Origin of the sequence: Candidatus Pristimantibacillus lignocellulolyticus (assembly GCA_023639215.1) — a bacterium.
Lineage (GTDB): Bacteria > Bacillota > Bacilli > Paenibacillales > Paenibacillaceae > Pristimantibacillus > Pristimantibacillus lignocellulolyticus.
Window position 1 is genome coordinate 4,637,600 of sequence record CP097899.1, and the last position, 16,300, is coordinate 4,653,899.

Sequence of the window (16,300 nt, forward strand, 5' to 3'; positions counted from 1 at the left end):
ACAAGTGAACAAAGATCGAAGCTTATTATAGAGGTTCACATATTCATCTATCAGCATCACCAAGCAACGTGTACACTAGCGTACACAAGCGGACAAACGCTCGAAGCTTATTATAGAGGTTCACATATTCATCTATCAGCGTTACCAAGCAACGTGTACGCTAGCGTACACAAGCGGGCAAACGCTCGAAGCTTATAATAGAGGTTCACATATTTATCTGTCCGCATTACCAAGCAACATGTACGCTAGCGTACACAAGCGGGCAAACGCTCGAAGCTTATTATAGAGGTTCACATATTCATCTGTCCGCATTACCAAGCAACGTGTACGCTAGCGTACACAAGCGGACAAAGGTCGAAGCTTATTATAGAGGTTCACATATTCATCTGTCAGCAATACCAAGCAACGTGTACGCTAGCGTACACAAGCGGACAAACGCTCGAAGCTTATAATAGAGGTTCACATATTCATCTGTCAGTATTACCAAGCAACGTGTACGCTAGCGTACACAAGCGGACAAAGGTCGAAGCTTATAATAGAGGTTTAAAACGATCGGCTGTCAGCACCAAGAAGATAACATGAAGCTAGGAAACGAGAAGCGGAGTGTACGTTAGTGGTACACGAGCATCACAGGCTTCCGATGAATGTCATCTTCGACGCCGACTACGCTACAACGTATAAACATCGTGATCACAGTCGATCGTTTTAAACTACCTCTACAGGGAATGGTTTTTTTGTTGCAAAACCTTCCGCAAACCTCCAACCTTGTGCTTGTGCAAGCAATGCATCGCGGTACTGAACTGACTCTATATAGCGATTCGTTAAAGGCGTACTTACTGCATCAGCTGTTGCAGATGTATCAAATTGTGAGGCATAGCATCGTAAAGCTTTCTCTTTATTAGCTTGTTGTTCACTAATATCAATAGCAAACGATACATTGCTCACATCATTAATATAGTAGAAATACACTTGATCAACTTTCCAAGCAGGTAGTTCTGGCATGTAGTTACGAAGTTTCGCATTGAATACCGCTTCCTCAACCATTTTGCTACAAGCAACATGATCAGGATGTCGATCTTCCCAATATGGAGCAAATACAATTCGCGGACGATATTGGCGAATTTGAGATACTACTTGATCGATCTGTTCCTTAACTAGTAGTAACCCACGATCTGGCAACCCTAGACAAGTACGTGCAGATAGACCAAGCACCGCGGAGGCCATGGCAGCTTCTTGCTGCCTTAGCTCCACGGTGCCATTAGAAGACATCTCCGCTTTCGTCAAATCACATATACCAACATTATAACCTGCTTGAACATGTTTCATAATCGTGCCACCCATTCCGATTTCTGCATCGTCTGGGTGTGCACCGAAAACTAATATGTCTAGCTGTTGCATTATTCGTCCACTCCCGGCTTGTATTTATGTACAAGTTCTCTCCAAGAGAAGTCTCCTCGCTCAACAGCTTTTACTAATAACTCAGCAGTCGCTATATTTGTTGCAACAGGAATACCCTGTACATCACATAGACGAAGTAAAGCCGTTATATCCGGTTCGTGAGGTTGTGCCATAAGTGGATCACGCATGAAAATAATAAGATCCATGTAGTTTTGAGCTACTAAAGCACCAATTTGTTGATCTCCACCAAGTGGACCCGAACAGAAACGAGTAATTTGTAATTCTGTTTGCTCCATAATACGTTGACCAGTAGTACCCGTTGAATATAATTTATGTGGTAAAAATACATGTTCATAAGCAATTACGAAATTAACCATTTCGTCTTTTTTTCTATCATGTGCGATAAAAGCAATGTTTAACATTAAGATTCTCCTCTTTGGCAGTAGTATAATTGAGTGCTAATCCATAATATGTTCGAATCCATATACTAATCCTACATATTGCATAACTTTTTTGACTGCCACGTTGACACCAGGCATATATCCAGCACGATCATAAGAATCATGACGAATTTTTAGCGTCTGCCCATTTCCTCCAAAAATAACTTCTTGTTGAGCAAAAACGCCAGGTAAGCGTACACTATGTATACGGAAACCTTCATAATATCCTCCACGTGCACCTTCGATAGTCTCATGCTCATTAGGATTTCCTTGACGTAACTCCTGACGAGTTTGAGCAATCAATTCAGCGGTTTTAATAGATGTACCAGACGGAGCATCTAATTTTTGATCTCCATGGTACTCAATAATTTCTACATGCGGCATATATTTAGCTGCTTCTTGAGCAAATTTCATCATTAGTATAGCACCAATTGAGAAGTTAGGGGCAATTAATCCACCTATACCTTTATCTTTACAAAGTAGCTCTAATTCCGCAATTTGTTCGGGAGTGAATCCTGTAGTCCCCATAATAGGGCGAACACCGTACTCTATTGCAAGTTTAGCATGTTCATATGCAAGCTGTGGAATAGTAAAATCAACCATAACATCTGCTTTTGTAGAGCTTAATGCTTCTTCTAAAGTAGAAACAACGGTTACTCCCGTCAACTCAGCACCTACAATACGACCTGCATCTTGACCTTCGAAAGAAGGAGCAACAGCAGATACCAATTGCAATTGTTCATCTGCTAACACCATTTTCACAACTTCTTTCCCCATACGACCACTTGCGCCTATTACTGCAACTTTTATTGTCATTGTTGTTCTCCCTTATTCCCAGAATCAATTTTTGTCCATCTATTTGCATCTCTTGTATTAAATTTATGCATAACTTTATCATGAGCAGTTGTAAGATCAATGTTCAATGAATTGGCAAAGCAATTCAATATGAACAAAATATCCGCAAGTTCTAACTCGATAGAATTATCTGCTTCATCATGTTTTTTAGGCTTTTCACCGTAAGTATGGTTAACTTCTCTAGCAAGTTCCCCAACTTCTTCAGCAAGTCTGGCAACCAAAGCGAGAGGGCTAAAATAACCTTCCTTGAATTGTGATATGTAATCATCGACTTCACGCTGTAGTTGTGCTAATGATTTCTCAGCCATTTTCATACGCCCCTTCTTCAAGAACCATTCCCTTATATGTTACCGTATCAGTATTAATAAAACAATGTTTTTTGCGAGAGAAAGTAAGGCATACTAATGCTTGACAACAAACTGCGTGAAAAGGATTGATTCATATGCCATATAAAATAAATACCTCGATAAAACAGTTAATCCCTATTACAATAGGAGCTGCCTTATATGCGTTTGGTTTGCAAGTTTTTGTTATTCCTAATCAACTAATGGAGGGTGGAGTTACAGGTATAGCTGTACTCTTGAATTATATTTTTAGCCTTCCTATGTCTATAACAACACTGATTATCAATATCCCTCTATTTCTAGTCGGCTGGAAAATACTCGGTCGAAAAAAGATGATATATACAATTTTTGGCTCAGTAATGCTCTCCATATTTCTCGCTTTATTAGAATATGTATCTCATCGAGGCTACCTTATAGCATTCGATCAAAGCTATGACTCTATGCTTATCGTTCTCTATGCTGGGGTAACACTTGGGGCTGGGCTCGGCATTGTATTTCGTTATGGCGGAACTACTGGTGGCATCGACATTGTCGCCCGCATATTGTCTCGTTGGCGTGGTTATAGCATGGGGCAAATCATATTAGTGTTCGATGCAATTATAATTGGTGTTTCCGTATTCTACATTTCACTAGATAAAATTTTATATACGTTAGTAATGGTTTTCATTGCCTCAAAAATGATTGATTTCATTCAAAATGGTGCTTATACCGCGAAAGCATTCTCCATAATTACAGATCGCGGAGATGAAATTGCCCATCACATTTCAATCGAACTTGAAAGAGGAGTGACTCTAGTACCCGCATTAGGCGCATATTCAGGAAAAGACAAAAAGGTCGTCTATTGCGTCGTACCGCGCTCCGAGACTCATCGTCTGAAGCAACTTATACGCAATATCGACCCTATCGCATTTATCGTTATTCATGAAGTGCAAGATGTGCTTGGAGAAGGTTTTAAGGAAGAAGAATAAAAACTGAATTTTATTGACTTCGATTATACTTTTTTCACTCCATATGGTGCTTGCTTGTATTTACGGTATGCTGTAAATGTTAACAAACCCGAGATAAGAGCACCGATTAACAATGCTAACGTCGTTGGATTCCACCCACTTGAGGCGCTCACAACTGGAACAGTGATCGTCTCTTCTGCTTGTGCAAATAAAGTATGGATCGTCTCTTCTATGTTAGAAATTGCTGTTTCTATTTCCTTAAACTCCTGCGGTGTCCATGTTACTTGAGTTCCATCTTTAAAAAATCGATTCAACTGGTCTGAACGCAGTTGCAATTCTGTCATTCGCATTTCATCCCCAACCATATAGGCTGCTGTTTGCATGCGATCAACTCGTTGCCCAAAAATAGTTAATTGAGCAATGACAGCATTCGTCTTCTTGTTATTAGATATCGTTGATGCACTTGTTGTTTTTATAGAACGAAGGTCATCTAACAGAACAGACTCATATTGAAGCCAAGGTCCATGTTCATCTTGCAAGAGTGCATCACTGGCTAATAATAACGAACTAATTGGCTCTCTCCAAACGACATTGGGCTCATTATTAATAATTGCTTGTTCGATCGTCAGTACATCCTGCTTCATTTGCTTCCAAGCCGTAACTGTTCCATATCGTAATAACTCAGTATTATTGAGTTGTTTCTTTATATTTTGTAAAGTTTTATAGGCTGCTTGCTTATGAGACTCATTCCCTTGAGCATATAGTTCGGAAATTGATTGATCTAATTTCAACAAACGAGTATAGGAAGAATCCATCATATCGCTTGTTCGATCTACACCGGAATATCCTAACACAGAAGCTCCAGAATACAATAAACATATGCTACAAAACAGCGCTAATAAAATTATTTTAAATTTCATAAAAGCAACCCCCCTATTACTATCATATGGGGGGGGTGGACAAGTTATGACCGTATTTTCTTTTTCCACACAATATAGCCTACTAATAAACTAGCTAGCGATAAACCTATCGTGAACCATTTCACTTCGGTTACACTATCATGTAATGCTCTTGGCAGAAATGGATAGATGCCATAGTGATAATCTAACGTATCGTTAAGTAATAACCAACCTGTTGCAATAGTTAGTGAAACGCCACTTACACGCATGAATCTTACATATAATAGTGCCTCAAACGCCATCGCTAGATGTGATGTCATAAGCATATAGCTTTGCCATTCAAGCGGCTCACCTTGTGTTGCCCCCGCAATAATTATTGCTGTAGCCCAAACTCCATACTTCACTGAACAAACTACTGCAAGTGATTCGATAATAGTTCGACTCCAGCGAACGAATCGAGAAGTTCCTTTGGGTGGATATAGCATGTACAGAACAGCAATAGTGAAAAAAAGACTAGCCGTCGGTGAATCAGGTACAAATACTAACAACCAACGCCAATTCTCATAGTTGGCAATTGTCCATTGCAATTGACTATCATACCAAATATAGCCATATATCGTTCCTAACAAATTAATAAGGAATAGCGGCCATAAAAAATTGCGATTCATTAAAAAAGACTTACTGAAAAACCATTTGATTCTCATGAGTATATTCCTTTCAAAAAAAACCTGATCGCAACTTGCGATCAGGTCTTAAAAGATTACTTCTCTTGCGTTTGTTTGGATAACCAAGTTGCTAGTTGATCCAATTCCTCGTCGGTTAAATCACCCGCAAATGCTGGCATCTGATCTTTACCATTAGCAATGATATCATGTATCTCTTCTACAGACTTAGAGTTACCGATACCAAGTAACGAAGGTCCTACTTGACCGTTTAGATCTGCAGCGTGACAACCAATACATTGAGATTGATATACAGCCATCGCAGGATCTTCCGCTTCAATAATAGCTGGAACTTTTGCTGCTTTCAGCGGATTAGGACGTGGTTCACCTTTTTCATATGCTTCTTTCGCTTTCTCAGCACGAACATGATGCTCCGGTGTCATTCCTTTTTCCTCAAGTTGATGTTGGTAATGAGACCAAGAAACAACTGTAAGATAAGTAACTGCCACAAGCGATAATATCATTAGAGAAGAAGCGATAGGGCGGCGATAGAAACGACGCTCTTTACCTGTATCAAGGAATGGTGCTAATAGTAAACCACCGAACATAATCGCTGGAATAATTAGTGTTCCAATTAATACATATTGTTGTGATACATAAGGATATTTCAAAAATTGGTATAAGAATAAGAAATACCAGTCTGGCATCGGAATAAACGATGCATTGGTAGGATCTGCTGGGTAGCCAAGTGGAGCTGCTTCAGACATTACCCATACTAGAAAACCAACTAACACAACGCAACCTACCATCCACTCTTTCAGAAGAAAGTTAGGAATGAAGGCTTCCGATTTACCTGGAAAAGCTGTATAGTCTGGTGGCGTGAAATCCATATTCGTACGTTTTACGCGCGAATCACCAACATATACGACTTTCTCATTCGATTTATGACCATGTGCCATAATTGTAGCCTCCCTTCGCTTATAGTGGACCAGAAATACCTTGTTTACGGATCATAATAAAGTGGGCAGCTAGCATTGCAATTAGTGCACCTGGTAAGAAGAATACGTGAACTGCAAAGAATGTTGTCAATGTTCGCGCACCTACGATGTCACCACCATATAAAATCTTAGCGATATATTCACCGATTATTGGTACAGAAGCGGCAATTTCTACCCCTACTTTTGTTGCGTAGTAAGCTTTATTGTCCCAAGGAAGTAGATATCCAGTGAAACCAAGACCTAACATAATAAAGAAGATAAGCATTCCGACTACCCAGTTCATCTCACGAGGTGCTTTATAAGAACCTGTAAAGAATACTCGTAGTGTATGTAAGAACATCATAACAATTACTAAACTCGCCCCGAAGTGATGCATACCACGAACAATGTTACCAAATGGAATTTGGTGTTGTAAGTAGTCAACACTTGCATAAGCGTGAACAATATCTGGAACATAATACATTGTTAAGAACATACCAGACAAAATCTGAATAACCGTGATGAAGAACGTAAGACCACCAAAGCAATATACGAATGCTGAGAAGTGATGCGCTGGGTTAACGTGTTCTGGAACTTCGTGGTCAGCAACATCTCTCCATAGCGGCGTAATATCAAGACGTTCGTCAATCCAATTGTATATATTTTTAAACATCTAACATACGCCCTCCTATGCTCTAGTGTTTGGAATTATGCCGCCAAGATAAACGACGCCATCTTTTACAACAACTTCATACTCATCCAATGGTGAATTCGCTACGGCAAGATTTTTGCCGTCTTTGGAATAACGTGCATCATGACATGGACAGTCATATTCACTTTTTCCATGTGTATTCCATGCTACTGTACAACCTAAATGCTTACAAATCGGAGAAAGTGCAAAAACTGTATTGGCAGCATCCTTGGAAATCCAAGCTACCTTCTCAGTTTCACTTTCATACCAAGCATCTACTTGGTGTACTTTGAATCTTACTTCTTGCGGCTCAGTGGTAACTTTATTTTCATCTAATACTTTTACTAACGTGCTCTCGCTACCTTTAGCCAATAAAGGATCAACTGCAAAGCGAACCATCGGTAACACTGCACCACCTACCATGAAGGCAGTTGTACCGCCAAGCGTGTATGATAAAAACTGACGCCGGGACATATCTTTGCGTTGAACCGGTTGATGCTCCGAATCATGTTGTTCATGGTTACTCATTTTCTGTTCTAACCCCCTTTGCCAACCAATTCTTCCGTATTGCTCAAAAGCAAAACCGCATGACGAACTAGGACATAATTATAATAGCCTAGCTACCAAATACCGTCAAGAATTTGACAGGACATTTGCGACAATTAGGAAATTTCGTTCATTAATTTGTTGTCAATTTGTCACATTTAGCATTCTATCGGGATTGTTTTCCCCTATTATAAGCCATTTCATACATTTTTAACAAATTATTTATGAATTATTGTGACGCCACAGTTCACGAATTTGTAAATTCACTTGTTCCGCGGAAGGGTTTTCACCATTTTCTGTTGGAGTAATCCACAAGTCTGCTTCATTTATTTGAAACTCAGTATGTAATTTTGCCGTAATAAGGATGATATACTTAAAACCTTGAGCTTTGAGAGCGCTACAAAATGCCGAAATTTGCGAATGAGCGGATGGATTATGACTAATATAATGGCAAGCTGGATAGGTAACAACTCTACCCTTGAAAGGTAACTCTACTAAATCCATAATATCTCTTAGATTTTCTAATGCTATTGTTGTTTCAACAGGAGTTTCACTACCGTCTAATCCAGTTATCGGTAGCAAACATGTATCGAGATAAGGCTTAAGTTCTTCCCACTGCTCCTGTTCTATTTCACTAAACTTCAATGTCTGTCCCTCCTGTAACTGAGATCAAGTCCTACTTGAGGAAGGAGGAAACGCAATTGTACGTTATTGGTACACGCGGCCCGGACTTCTCAAGTTCACTTCATATTCGATGTCGAATATGCTACGAAGCCAATCATCGTTATCAAAGTCTGTTTTTTGGACTACTCCTAATATATTACATAAGAAAGCCTCCGATTGCTATAGCATCCGAAGGCCAATATCATTACACTATTCTAATTGCTTCAATTGACTACTAAGTTCGTAGAATAAATGTTCATCACCTGTTGCAAGTGCTTCATCTATCCCCGTTTCCAACTTATTGCGCTGATAACTTTTTAGAGCATCATCTAATATCATCTCAGCTGTTAATCCTAACATCGCTTCGTATTTTACATTCATCTTGTCGATAGGTAACACCTCCATAACGGTGCTATACATTCCTATACTCATATCCTTTAGTTACATAGCTTTCCATTGTTCTTTTCATTCTATCAAGATCATCTTCCGTTAACTCACGAACAACTTTAGCTGGAGTTCCAAGTGATAATGTATAGGGCGGGATTTTTTTATTTTCCGTAATGACAGCACCTGCACCTATTAAAGCATATTCACCAATTTCTGCACCGTTAAGTACAATAGCCCCCATGCCGATTAAACTTCCTCTCCCAATTAAACATCCGTGGATGATCGCTGCGTGCCCAACAGATACTTCATCTTCCAAAATAAGCGGTTGTCGTGCATTCACATGTCCAACAACACCGTCTTGTATATTACAGCGATCACCAATTTGAATTGGAGCTAAATCACCACGAAGTACAGCATTATACCAGATCGTGCTTTGTTGACCAATTGAAACATCTCCAATTACTTTCGCACCTTCAGCAATAAATACTTCTCCGCCAATCGTTGGCATAATACCTTTATACGGCAACAGCATACCATCATCCCCCTCATAAATTAGAGAAATTCTAACAATGAGGTAGGCGATTGTCAATGTTTATTGTTACCCGTTTGCAAACTCTCAACCATTTTGTATCCGAAGACTGATCTCTTAATTACGATACCTTGCTCCGATTCACCAATTGCGATTAATCCAAAGTGCAGTAGCATTTTCACAATCCGTTTATGCAATATCGCTCCAGCCGAATCAAAATAATACGGCTTTATGTATGGTTCAAGTACAGCTTCAAAAGATTTTATTGTAGTCCAGTCTTTAGATAAACTACAAATCCAATAATAGAGCGAGTTAATATTGGGAATTGCTCCCTTATACAACTTTAGCCAATGTGAGATAATGGATTGCATCTCTTGATTACCTATACTGTCTTTTGCAATTTCTCCTGTTTTAGTTATGTCTACAGTATCACCATCGATACATAACCATCCTTTGGAGAAACAATAATCGTACATGAATGCCATACGATCTGGATATTCACCAAATCCTTTACCGTATCCAAATTTCCAAGCACCTTTACCCGGCATCTCTTCTTGTATTGCAAATAGTTCATTCAACTGAATAACAAATCTTCTGTGCATCGTTCCATCAAGAGCAACATTCGGTTTATAAGTCGCTATATAATTGAGCATCACTTTCAGATCAAGTAGTAACTGACCACCTTCTTCTCGATAGATCGATGGCTGCGTTCCGCGCTCAATTGCTACCGACAATACTTCGGCTAAAGTAATTTTGAATCGTTCCTTCAAATCTTGCGGAACATGGAACAAATATCGGTCATTGCCAGCGTATCCGTTGAACAACCAACCTTGCTGTTTGAATTTTGCAATAATTTCACGTGGTGTTAATTCAATAACTTGTTGCTTTGTTGCCTTTTTTGGTTTTACTTTCTTTTTCTTCTCTTCTGCGACTGAGGTATTCGTATTCTGCACTTCATTCAAAGCTGGAAACCTGCACTGTTGTACTCTTGCTAGTAAATCTTCCAAACTATAGGATTTCCTAGTTTCAAACAATAAGTAATTGACAAACCTCAATTCCTCTAACTCCATTTTTGCTAATTTCTCTTTAATGACATCACGTCTATGTACCGTTGCTAGAATGGACTGAATTAATTCATGCTTTGAATTTCCATTACACTCACAACCATACACTGAAGCTATTCTTGTGAGTTGAGTAATATCGGCATAGCTAAGCATATCTGATAAATTCATTGGAACTCCTTTCTCGCAAACATTGTAACTACGTTGATCCAAACTTCTAGTTTATAGTTTCTAGTATTACTATTTTTACTCATTTCATACTTTAGAAATTAAATTGTTTATAGAACTTTGCTAATGAAATTTCAACCTCTTTATACACAACTAAAAAACAATCCAAGTTCACTGTTAATGAGTGAACTTGGATTGCCCTAGTATCTTATATTATTTATTAATACAACATTTCTTGAATTTCTTACCACTACCACAATAGCAAGGATCATTACGCCCTATTTGTGGAGCTGTAGTTACTTGAGATTGTTGTGGTTGTTGTGCAACATCACTTTGCTCGCCGTTACTATTTAAGCTAGCAGAGTTATGACCTTTCAAGAACCATTGAGCTGTATGGTTGTACATAATTACTAGACGCGGTAACAATAAATTCAATGTTTGTTCGTCTTGAATGATTAACTCGCGCTTCATATATTCAACCAAATCTTGAAGTTGTAGTCCAGCACGAATTCCGAATTCTGCTTGATCTGCAATAAGATTAGCATCAAGTTGTTGTACTTTGAATTGCTTCATTAAAAACTCAACTAGAAGTTGATGCGCTTGCGTTCTTTGAGTATAACGCTCGCCTCCCGCTTTATTCAAATCTAAAGCTGTGAAGTACGCAAAATCCAATTCTGGACGTTGGTTATGTTCTTTCACAATTAGTGTTGGATCAGGAATTGCAGCATGATGTACATACTGTTCATTCAAACCTAGATCATTATGATAATGTCGATAGTTAATAATAATATGCATGAGTGGAACTTCAATTTGGTTGAAAACTGCATATCTAGCAAGGTTATTACTAACTTGTTCATGTGTTAGAGCACCGTAGTAATACATCATGCCTTTCACCGTATTAATTAAACTACTATTCAAAGCAACTTTTTTATGATCTAATTTTCGCAAGTGATCATCTACTACAATTACAAGTTCATTCGGCATTGCAACAACATCTTGTCCATTTACTTCGGTATGGAAGAGCAACCCCAATTCCAACCAATATTGAAGCTGTTGTTGTGTCAATTGTTCATTAAAAGGAATAATTCCTTTACGACGAACAACCTCTTGAAGGAGCTGTACTCTCTCTTCATCGAATAGTTCTAGTAACGAAGATAATTCTAACTCATAAGCACTAGGTAATTGCTCGATAATCGTTTGCTTAAGTTGCTCTCTATTTAACTTACTAACATTTTTGATAGCAGCATGCTTACGTATGCTTGTCAATAAATCTTTAGACAAACCTTCAAGCGCATGGTGCAAATGAAACACTTGACTCCCTTGAGCGCGTGCAGCATTCTCTGTAGCTACTGACATTTTTAAAAGCCTCATTTCTCATTCGTAATAACGTGTCCAAAATTATATGATACCGTAAATTACAAATCAGCACAACAATCCTTCATAATTTCCAATCATTTGAAACTGAGTGAATAGATCATTAAGAAGCTTTATTTCGCTAGATTAGTTAGTAATTATCGCTTCAACCTAGGTCAGACAATTTGCCATCTTTAACAATTTCAATAAAGTTCGATGCACGTTAGAGCTATCATTTAATATTGATTTTCAACCTGAAGAAAACCGCCCTACGTGTGAAGTGACCCCTTAAAGTTAGACACCATGAATCTAACTTTTGGAGGTACAGTTCACTGCAGGCGGTTTATTCAGCTAACGTTCCCCTTCAGAATTCTTGTAAAACGTATAATTTGGACTCAAATAATGCATTTAACGGTTGTACTTCCAGTACACTTTTTTTTGTTCATTAAAAATAACCGCGCATCGACCACTTCATTGGGAACGAGGGAAGCCAGATATCGTTCAACCGCTCTCCTGCTTCAACACATCATCCGTTAAGAAGTCCCAACGACCACGCGATATCTGGACGCCTGAAGGTTAAACATTTGAGCGTATTTCCCATCTATTCTCATAAGCTCTTCGTGTGAACCTTGCTCAATGATTTGACCATTTTCCATCATGAGAATGCGATCCGCCATTTTGGTAGTCGATAAGCGATGGGAAATGAAAATGATCGGTCTATCTTCTGCCTTCTCTAACATGACTTGATTCAAATGGTATTCACTCATAGGGTCCAATGCGCTGGAAGGCTCGTCTAATATAATTAGAAGAGTCGGCTTAGCGAATACTCTTGCGATCGCTACCTTCTGAGCCTCTCCGCCAGATAACTCGATTCCGGCATCGTCAAATTCCTTAGTAACGGAAGTCTCGGTCCCTAGTCGCAAAGATTGCAGCTTATTGCCAAAACCACTTTTCTCAAGCGCTTCTCTTATCAGATAGGAATCTCCTGATGCAGCATGGTTCATGACGACGTTTTGAGAAAGCGTAGCAGCGAACAACTGATGATCCTGAAACACGGAGCTAATCTTCATACGGTAATCGTCTAGCTTCAATTGATCGATTGGTATCCCATTTAAACGAATTTCTCCCGAGCTTGCATCGTATAGACGCATGATCAGCTTAGTCAATGTCGTTTTTCCCGCACCATTGTAGCCAACGATTGCAATTTTTTCTCCAGGCTTGATGTTTAAATTAACGTTTTTGAGGATTGGCGGCCCGGATTGACCATATTGGAATGATAACTCTCTTAGAGTTAATCCAATAAACTTATTCGGCACAGGTATAGGATCTTCAGCTTCTATCAGACCGTTCTTTTGATCCAGGAAGCTTCTTAATTTCTCAATATAGAGGCTGTTTTCTTGCATCTGGCTGATAAGCGTTGTCATATATTGCAAATTGCCTTTTAAACGCCAGGATGAATTAAGCAGCGTAACCGCGCTTCCAAAACTTAACGTTCCTTTCACTAACGTCATAAACACAACATAAACGACGTACAATCCGCTCAAAATCAACTCATTAAAAAAATACTCTGAGGAAAAGTTTAACCAGAACTGCTTTTTCGAATGTTTTTGGACGATTCCGTTCATCTCTTTATGTGTATCAGAAAAATTTCTGAAAAATTTCTCCTTGATGGAATAAAGTCTTAATTCCTTTGCATAATCAGCCAAGTAAAACAACCGCTTCAAATAGATTCGTTTACGATCCTTTTCGTTAAGCTCCATCCTCATTTTGTACCCGATTTTATTGGTGATCATGCTGACAATTAGAGTTAAAATGAAGGACACTAGCACAAACAGCAGACCGAGCTTGTCAACGAACAGGAAAAAGCTTATAGAGGTTATAATAACCGTAACAGATCTGCAAATTGTTCTGATGTTGTTTATCGTAGCATCTATTCGATTATGAGCATCATTGGCGCTCCACACATAATCATTATAAAAAACAGGATCGTCATAATTCGCCAAATCGGTACTAATGGCTTTTTCGTAGAGATCCATCCTTATCTTTTGATACAGCAATTCTTTTCCTTTAGGTTCAACGCTCTGGTAGTAAATACTGTCCAGTACAAAGCAGATTGCGATAAACAGAATTGTTAATCCAATATATAAGGCAACCGTAGAAAAAGAAGTTCCATATTGAACGCTGTCGAACACGAACTTAATCAATAGGACATGCTCAATAAAAATTTCGATTTCCTGCAAGCATGCATACAAGCATGTAAAAATGATATATTTTCGGGAATAGCGCAGCCCGTACTTCAATACAAACCAATTATTTTTAAGGACCCGATTAAAGCTATGCTTATTAGGCTTCATGCAGATTCACCACCTCAGCCAACTCTTCTTGATCCATATACTTTTCTGCTTGCTTTAAGAATAACTCCGCATATTTTCCCTGCAGCTGCATCAATTCCATGTGTGAACCAGACTCTTGGATTTCGCCATTCTCCATGTAATAAATTCGATCTGCCAGCATAGCGGATGACATGCGGTGAGAAATAATGACAACGGCTTTATCCTTGCAGGCTTCCATCATACTTTCAAAAATCTCAAATTCCGCAATCGGGTCGAGTGCGCTTGTAGGCTCATCAAGAATGAGCAGTTCGGCCTGTTGCGCAAAAATGCGCGCGATCGCAATCTTTTGAAACTCGCCACCTGATAAAACTACTCCTTGTTCATCAAACTCCTTCGTAAGCATCGTATCTATTCCCTCCGGCAAAGTGGCTACCTTATCGTATACTCTGCTCTTCTTGAGCGCATTTATGACGAGCTGGCGGTCTTCTTCGGTATCTACATCACGCATAAGCACATTCTCTGCAATCGTCATCGAGAAAATCTTAAAATCTTGAAATACGGTACCATACAGTGAGCGATAGGACATGAGATCGAACTCTTTTATATTGCGGCCGTTTAACAATATTTCTCCCTCCGTAGGATCGTACAATCGCATCATGAGCTTGATTAACGTAGATTTACCTGCTCCATTGTGGCCAACAAGAGCAATTTTCTCGTTCTTATTCACTTCCATTGTAATATGGCGAATAGAGGGTCTTTCTGCTCCATCATACGTAAATTGAAGCTTCCGAAATGCTAATTGCTGTATCGGCGGCGCAATTGGTTTGTCTGGATCGGCATGCTCCTGGATTTCGGAAACATAGCTTAAAAAAGTTTTTAAATTTTCGATGTAAATGCCGTTCTTGTTGATCTCTACAAAACTATCAGACAGCCGGATGAGCGACCAGGCGCCACCAACCATTGCGCTCCCAAGAACGATAAAGGAGCTGATAGAAATCGATTGCTTAACAATTGCTAGATAAGCACCGTACAGCAAAACCCCTTGGAATATGAGCGTGAAGGTAGTAAATATTTTGAAAAAGGAAATTACTCCCGCCTTTACTCTATACTTATGAACGACAGAAATGACGCCATCATACCCTTCAATATACGTGTTTCTCAGTACTGAAAAAATGCGGGACAACCGGATTTCCTTGGCAAAGTGCGATAAATAAATGACACGGTTTACATAGTCCATTTTTCTTTGGTAGGGGACCCGCTCATCATTTTGCTGGAACTGAATTCGGTTCAGTTTTTTTCCAAAATAAAAGTTGCCGATAATCGGCAATAAAGCAAACCATACCACCCACGGATCTATGGCGTACATCACGGCAAATATACTAATCGTTGCAAGCGTTACGAATATAATTCTTGAGAGATTGGCAAGAACAGCACTTACTCGTATATCCGCTTCTTGAATGGCTTTCGTATATTTGTTATAAAATTCATGATCCTCAAAGCACTTCAATTCCACGGTTGCAGCTTTGCGAAAAAGAATGAGATACAGCTTCTCATATAACTTGAGATCGCTTAAAGGTCTGAAGCGATAATCATACCAATTATCCAGCAAGACTAATGCGAATAGCAAAACCAAAGTCAGTATTATGAAATAGACAATTTGCTGAAAATCCCTTCCGATTGATATGGACTCAATGATGTACTTCATGAAATATACGGTAAAAAATACATTAGCAAGCTGTCTGCCGGCTTGAACTGCAAATTCAGCCACCACTCTCTGCGGATGTATACTCCATGCTAATTTGAACATAAATAAGTTGTTGGCGATATTGACTTTAATATGTTGAAATGTTTGGCTTAGCTTCTGCAAGATCGTTCCTTCCCCCTGTATCGTTAATAGCATTCAATCAGCCTTTTGAAAAAAAGCTTCACCCAATAATTAGTAATTCAAAATTTACTACAAGGAATAATGGAAAACAACCCCAGAAATTATATGTATTGTAATTTATAAACAAAAACATAAAAAAGGTATAGACATTAGGTGAGTTAC

Annotated in this window: 17 protein-coding genes; 1 reads left to right on the forward strand and 16 read right to left on the reverse strand. The window is 38.9% G+C overall.

From position 1 onward, the window contains the following. Positions 1-705: 705 nt before the first annotated feature. Genes bshB1 through NAG76_20085 form a run of 4 tightly spaced genes read right to left on the reverse strand, consistent with a single transcriptional unit; the run spans position 706 to position 3,001 of the window. A complete protein-coding gene (gene bshB1 / locus NAG76_20070) occupies positions 706-1,401 on the reverse strand; it encodes a bacillithiol biosynthesis deacetylase BshB1 (GenBank protein URN96892.1) in 696 nt (231 codons plus the stop codon). Next, complete coding sequence (mgsA, locus tag NAG76_20075) at positions 1,398-1,820, reverse strand: methylglyoxal synthase (protein ID URN94095.1); 423 nt, start codon at positions 1,818-1,820, stop codon at positions 1,398-1,400. The genes bshB1 and mgsA overlap by 4 nt, the downstream gene beginning before the upstream one ends. A 36-nt stretch (positions 1,821-1,856) precedes the next feature. Continuing rightward, positions 1,857-2,654 carry a 4-hydroxy-tetrahydrodipicolinate reductase gene (gene dapB / locus NAG76_20080; GenBank protein ID URN94096.1) on the reverse strand — a complete coding sequence of 266 codons (798 nt, stop codon included), beginning with the start codon at positions 2,652-2,654 and terminating at the stop codon, positions 1,857-1,859. Beyond that, complete coding sequence (locus NAG76_20085) at positions 2,651-3,001, reverse strand: nucleotide pyrophosphohydrolase (GenBank protein ID URN94097.1); 351 nt, start codon at positions 2,999-3,001, stop codon at positions 2,651-2,653. Before NAG76_20085 ends, dapB begins: the two co-directional genes overlap by 4 nt. A 134-nt stretch (positions 3,002-3,135) precedes the next feature. Between NAG76_20085 and NAG76_20090 the strand changes: the two genes are divergently transcribed. Continuing rightward, positions 3,136-4,005, forward strand: coding sequence for a YitT family protein (locus tag NAG76_20090; GenBank protein ID URN94098.1), 870 nt, complete (start codon positions 3,136-3,138; stop codon positions 4,003-4,005). Between the two features lie 23 nt (positions 4,006-4,028). Here the strand turns inward: NAG76_20090 and NAG76_20095 are convergent, their stop codons facing one another. The 12 genes from NAG76_20095 to NAG76_20150 all read right to left on the reverse strand — a co-directional run bounded on the left by NAG76_20095 (position 4,029) and on the right by NAG76_20150 (position 16,120). Then, the gene (locus NAG76_20095) at positions 4,029-4,904 is read right to left on the reverse strand and encodes a sporulation protein YpjB (GenBank protein ID URN94099.1); all 876 of its coding nucleotides are present in this window, start codon (positions 4,902-4,904) and stop codon (positions 4,029-4,031) included. 44 nt (positions 4,905-4,948) lie between these two features. Further along, entirely contained in the window at positions 4,949-5,587 is a 639-nt protein-coding gene (locus NAG76_20100) for a DUF1405 domain-containing protein (protein ID URN94100.1), read from the reverse strand. Positions 5,588-5,643: 56 nt separating this feature from the next. Then, positions 5,644-6,504 carry a c-type cytochrome gene (locus tag NAG76_20105; protein URN94101.1) on the reverse strand — a complete coding sequence of 287 codons (861 nt, stop codon included), beginning with the start codon at positions 6,502-6,504 and terminating at the stop codon, positions 5,644-5,646. A gap of 19 nt (positions 6,505-6,523) precedes the next feature. Beyond that, positions 6,524-7,195 (reverse strand): cytochrome b6, encoded by a 672-nt coding sequence (locus NAG76_20110; GenBank protein ID URN94102.1) that lies wholly within the window; start codon positions 7,193-7,195, stop codon positions 6,524-6,526. A 15-nt stretch (positions 7,196-7,210) separates the two neighbouring features. Further along, positions 7,211-7,741: a ubiquinol-cytochrome c reductase iron-sulfur subunit gene (locus NAG76_20115; protein ID URN94103.1), complete on the reverse strand. Its 531-nt coding sequence runs from the start codon at positions 7,739-7,741 to the stop codon at positions 7,211-7,213. A 240-nt stretch (positions 7,742-7,981) separates the two neighbouring features. Beyond that, positions 7,982-8,404, reverse strand: a complete 423-nt coding sequence (locus NAG76_20120; GenBank protein ID URN94104.1) for a YpiF family protein — start codon at positions 8,402-8,404, stop codon at positions 7,982-7,984. Between the two features lie 228 nt (positions 8,405-8,632). Continuing rightward, on the reverse strand, positions 8,633-8,812 hold the full coding sequence (locus NAG76_20125) for an IDEAL domain-containing protein (protein ID URN96893.1): 180 nt from the start codon (positions 8,810-8,812) through the stop codon (positions 8,633-8,635). A 22-nt stretch (positions 8,813-8,834) separates the two neighbouring features. Then, positions 8,835-9,341, reverse strand: a complete 507-nt coding sequence (locus tag NAG76_20130) for a gamma carbonic anhydrase family protein (GenBank protein URN94105.1) — start codon at positions 9,339-9,341, stop codon at positions 8,835-8,837. 53 nt (positions 9,342-9,394) lie between these two features. After that, on the reverse strand, positions 9,395-10,570 hold the full coding sequence (locus NAG76_20135; protein ID URN94106.1) for a hypothetical protein: 1,176 nt from the start codon (positions 10,568-10,570) through the stop codon (positions 9,395-9,397). A 210-nt stretch (positions 10,571-10,780) separates the two neighbouring features. Continuing rightward, positions 10,781-11,923 (reverse strand): SEC-C metal-binding domain-containing protein, encoded by a 1,143-nt coding sequence (locus NAG76_20140; protein URN94107.1) that lies wholly within the window; start codon positions 11,921-11,923, stop codon positions 10,781-10,783. Positions 11,924-12,453: 530 nt separating this feature from the next. Then, positions 12,454-14,274, reverse strand: a complete 1,821-nt coding sequence (locus tag NAG76_20145) for an ABC transporter ATP-binding protein/permease (GenBank protein ID URN94108.1) — start codon at positions 14,272-14,274, stop codon at positions 12,454-12,456. After that, positions 14,264-16,120: an ABC transporter ATP-binding protein/permease gene (locus tag NAG76_20150; protein ID URN94109.1), complete on the reverse strand. Its 1,857-nt coding sequence runs from the start codon at positions 16,118-16,120 to the stop codon at positions 14,264-14,266. Before NAG76_20150 ends, NAG76_20145 begins: the two co-directional genes overlap by 11 nt. Positions 16,121-16,300: the final 180 nt, after the last annotated feature.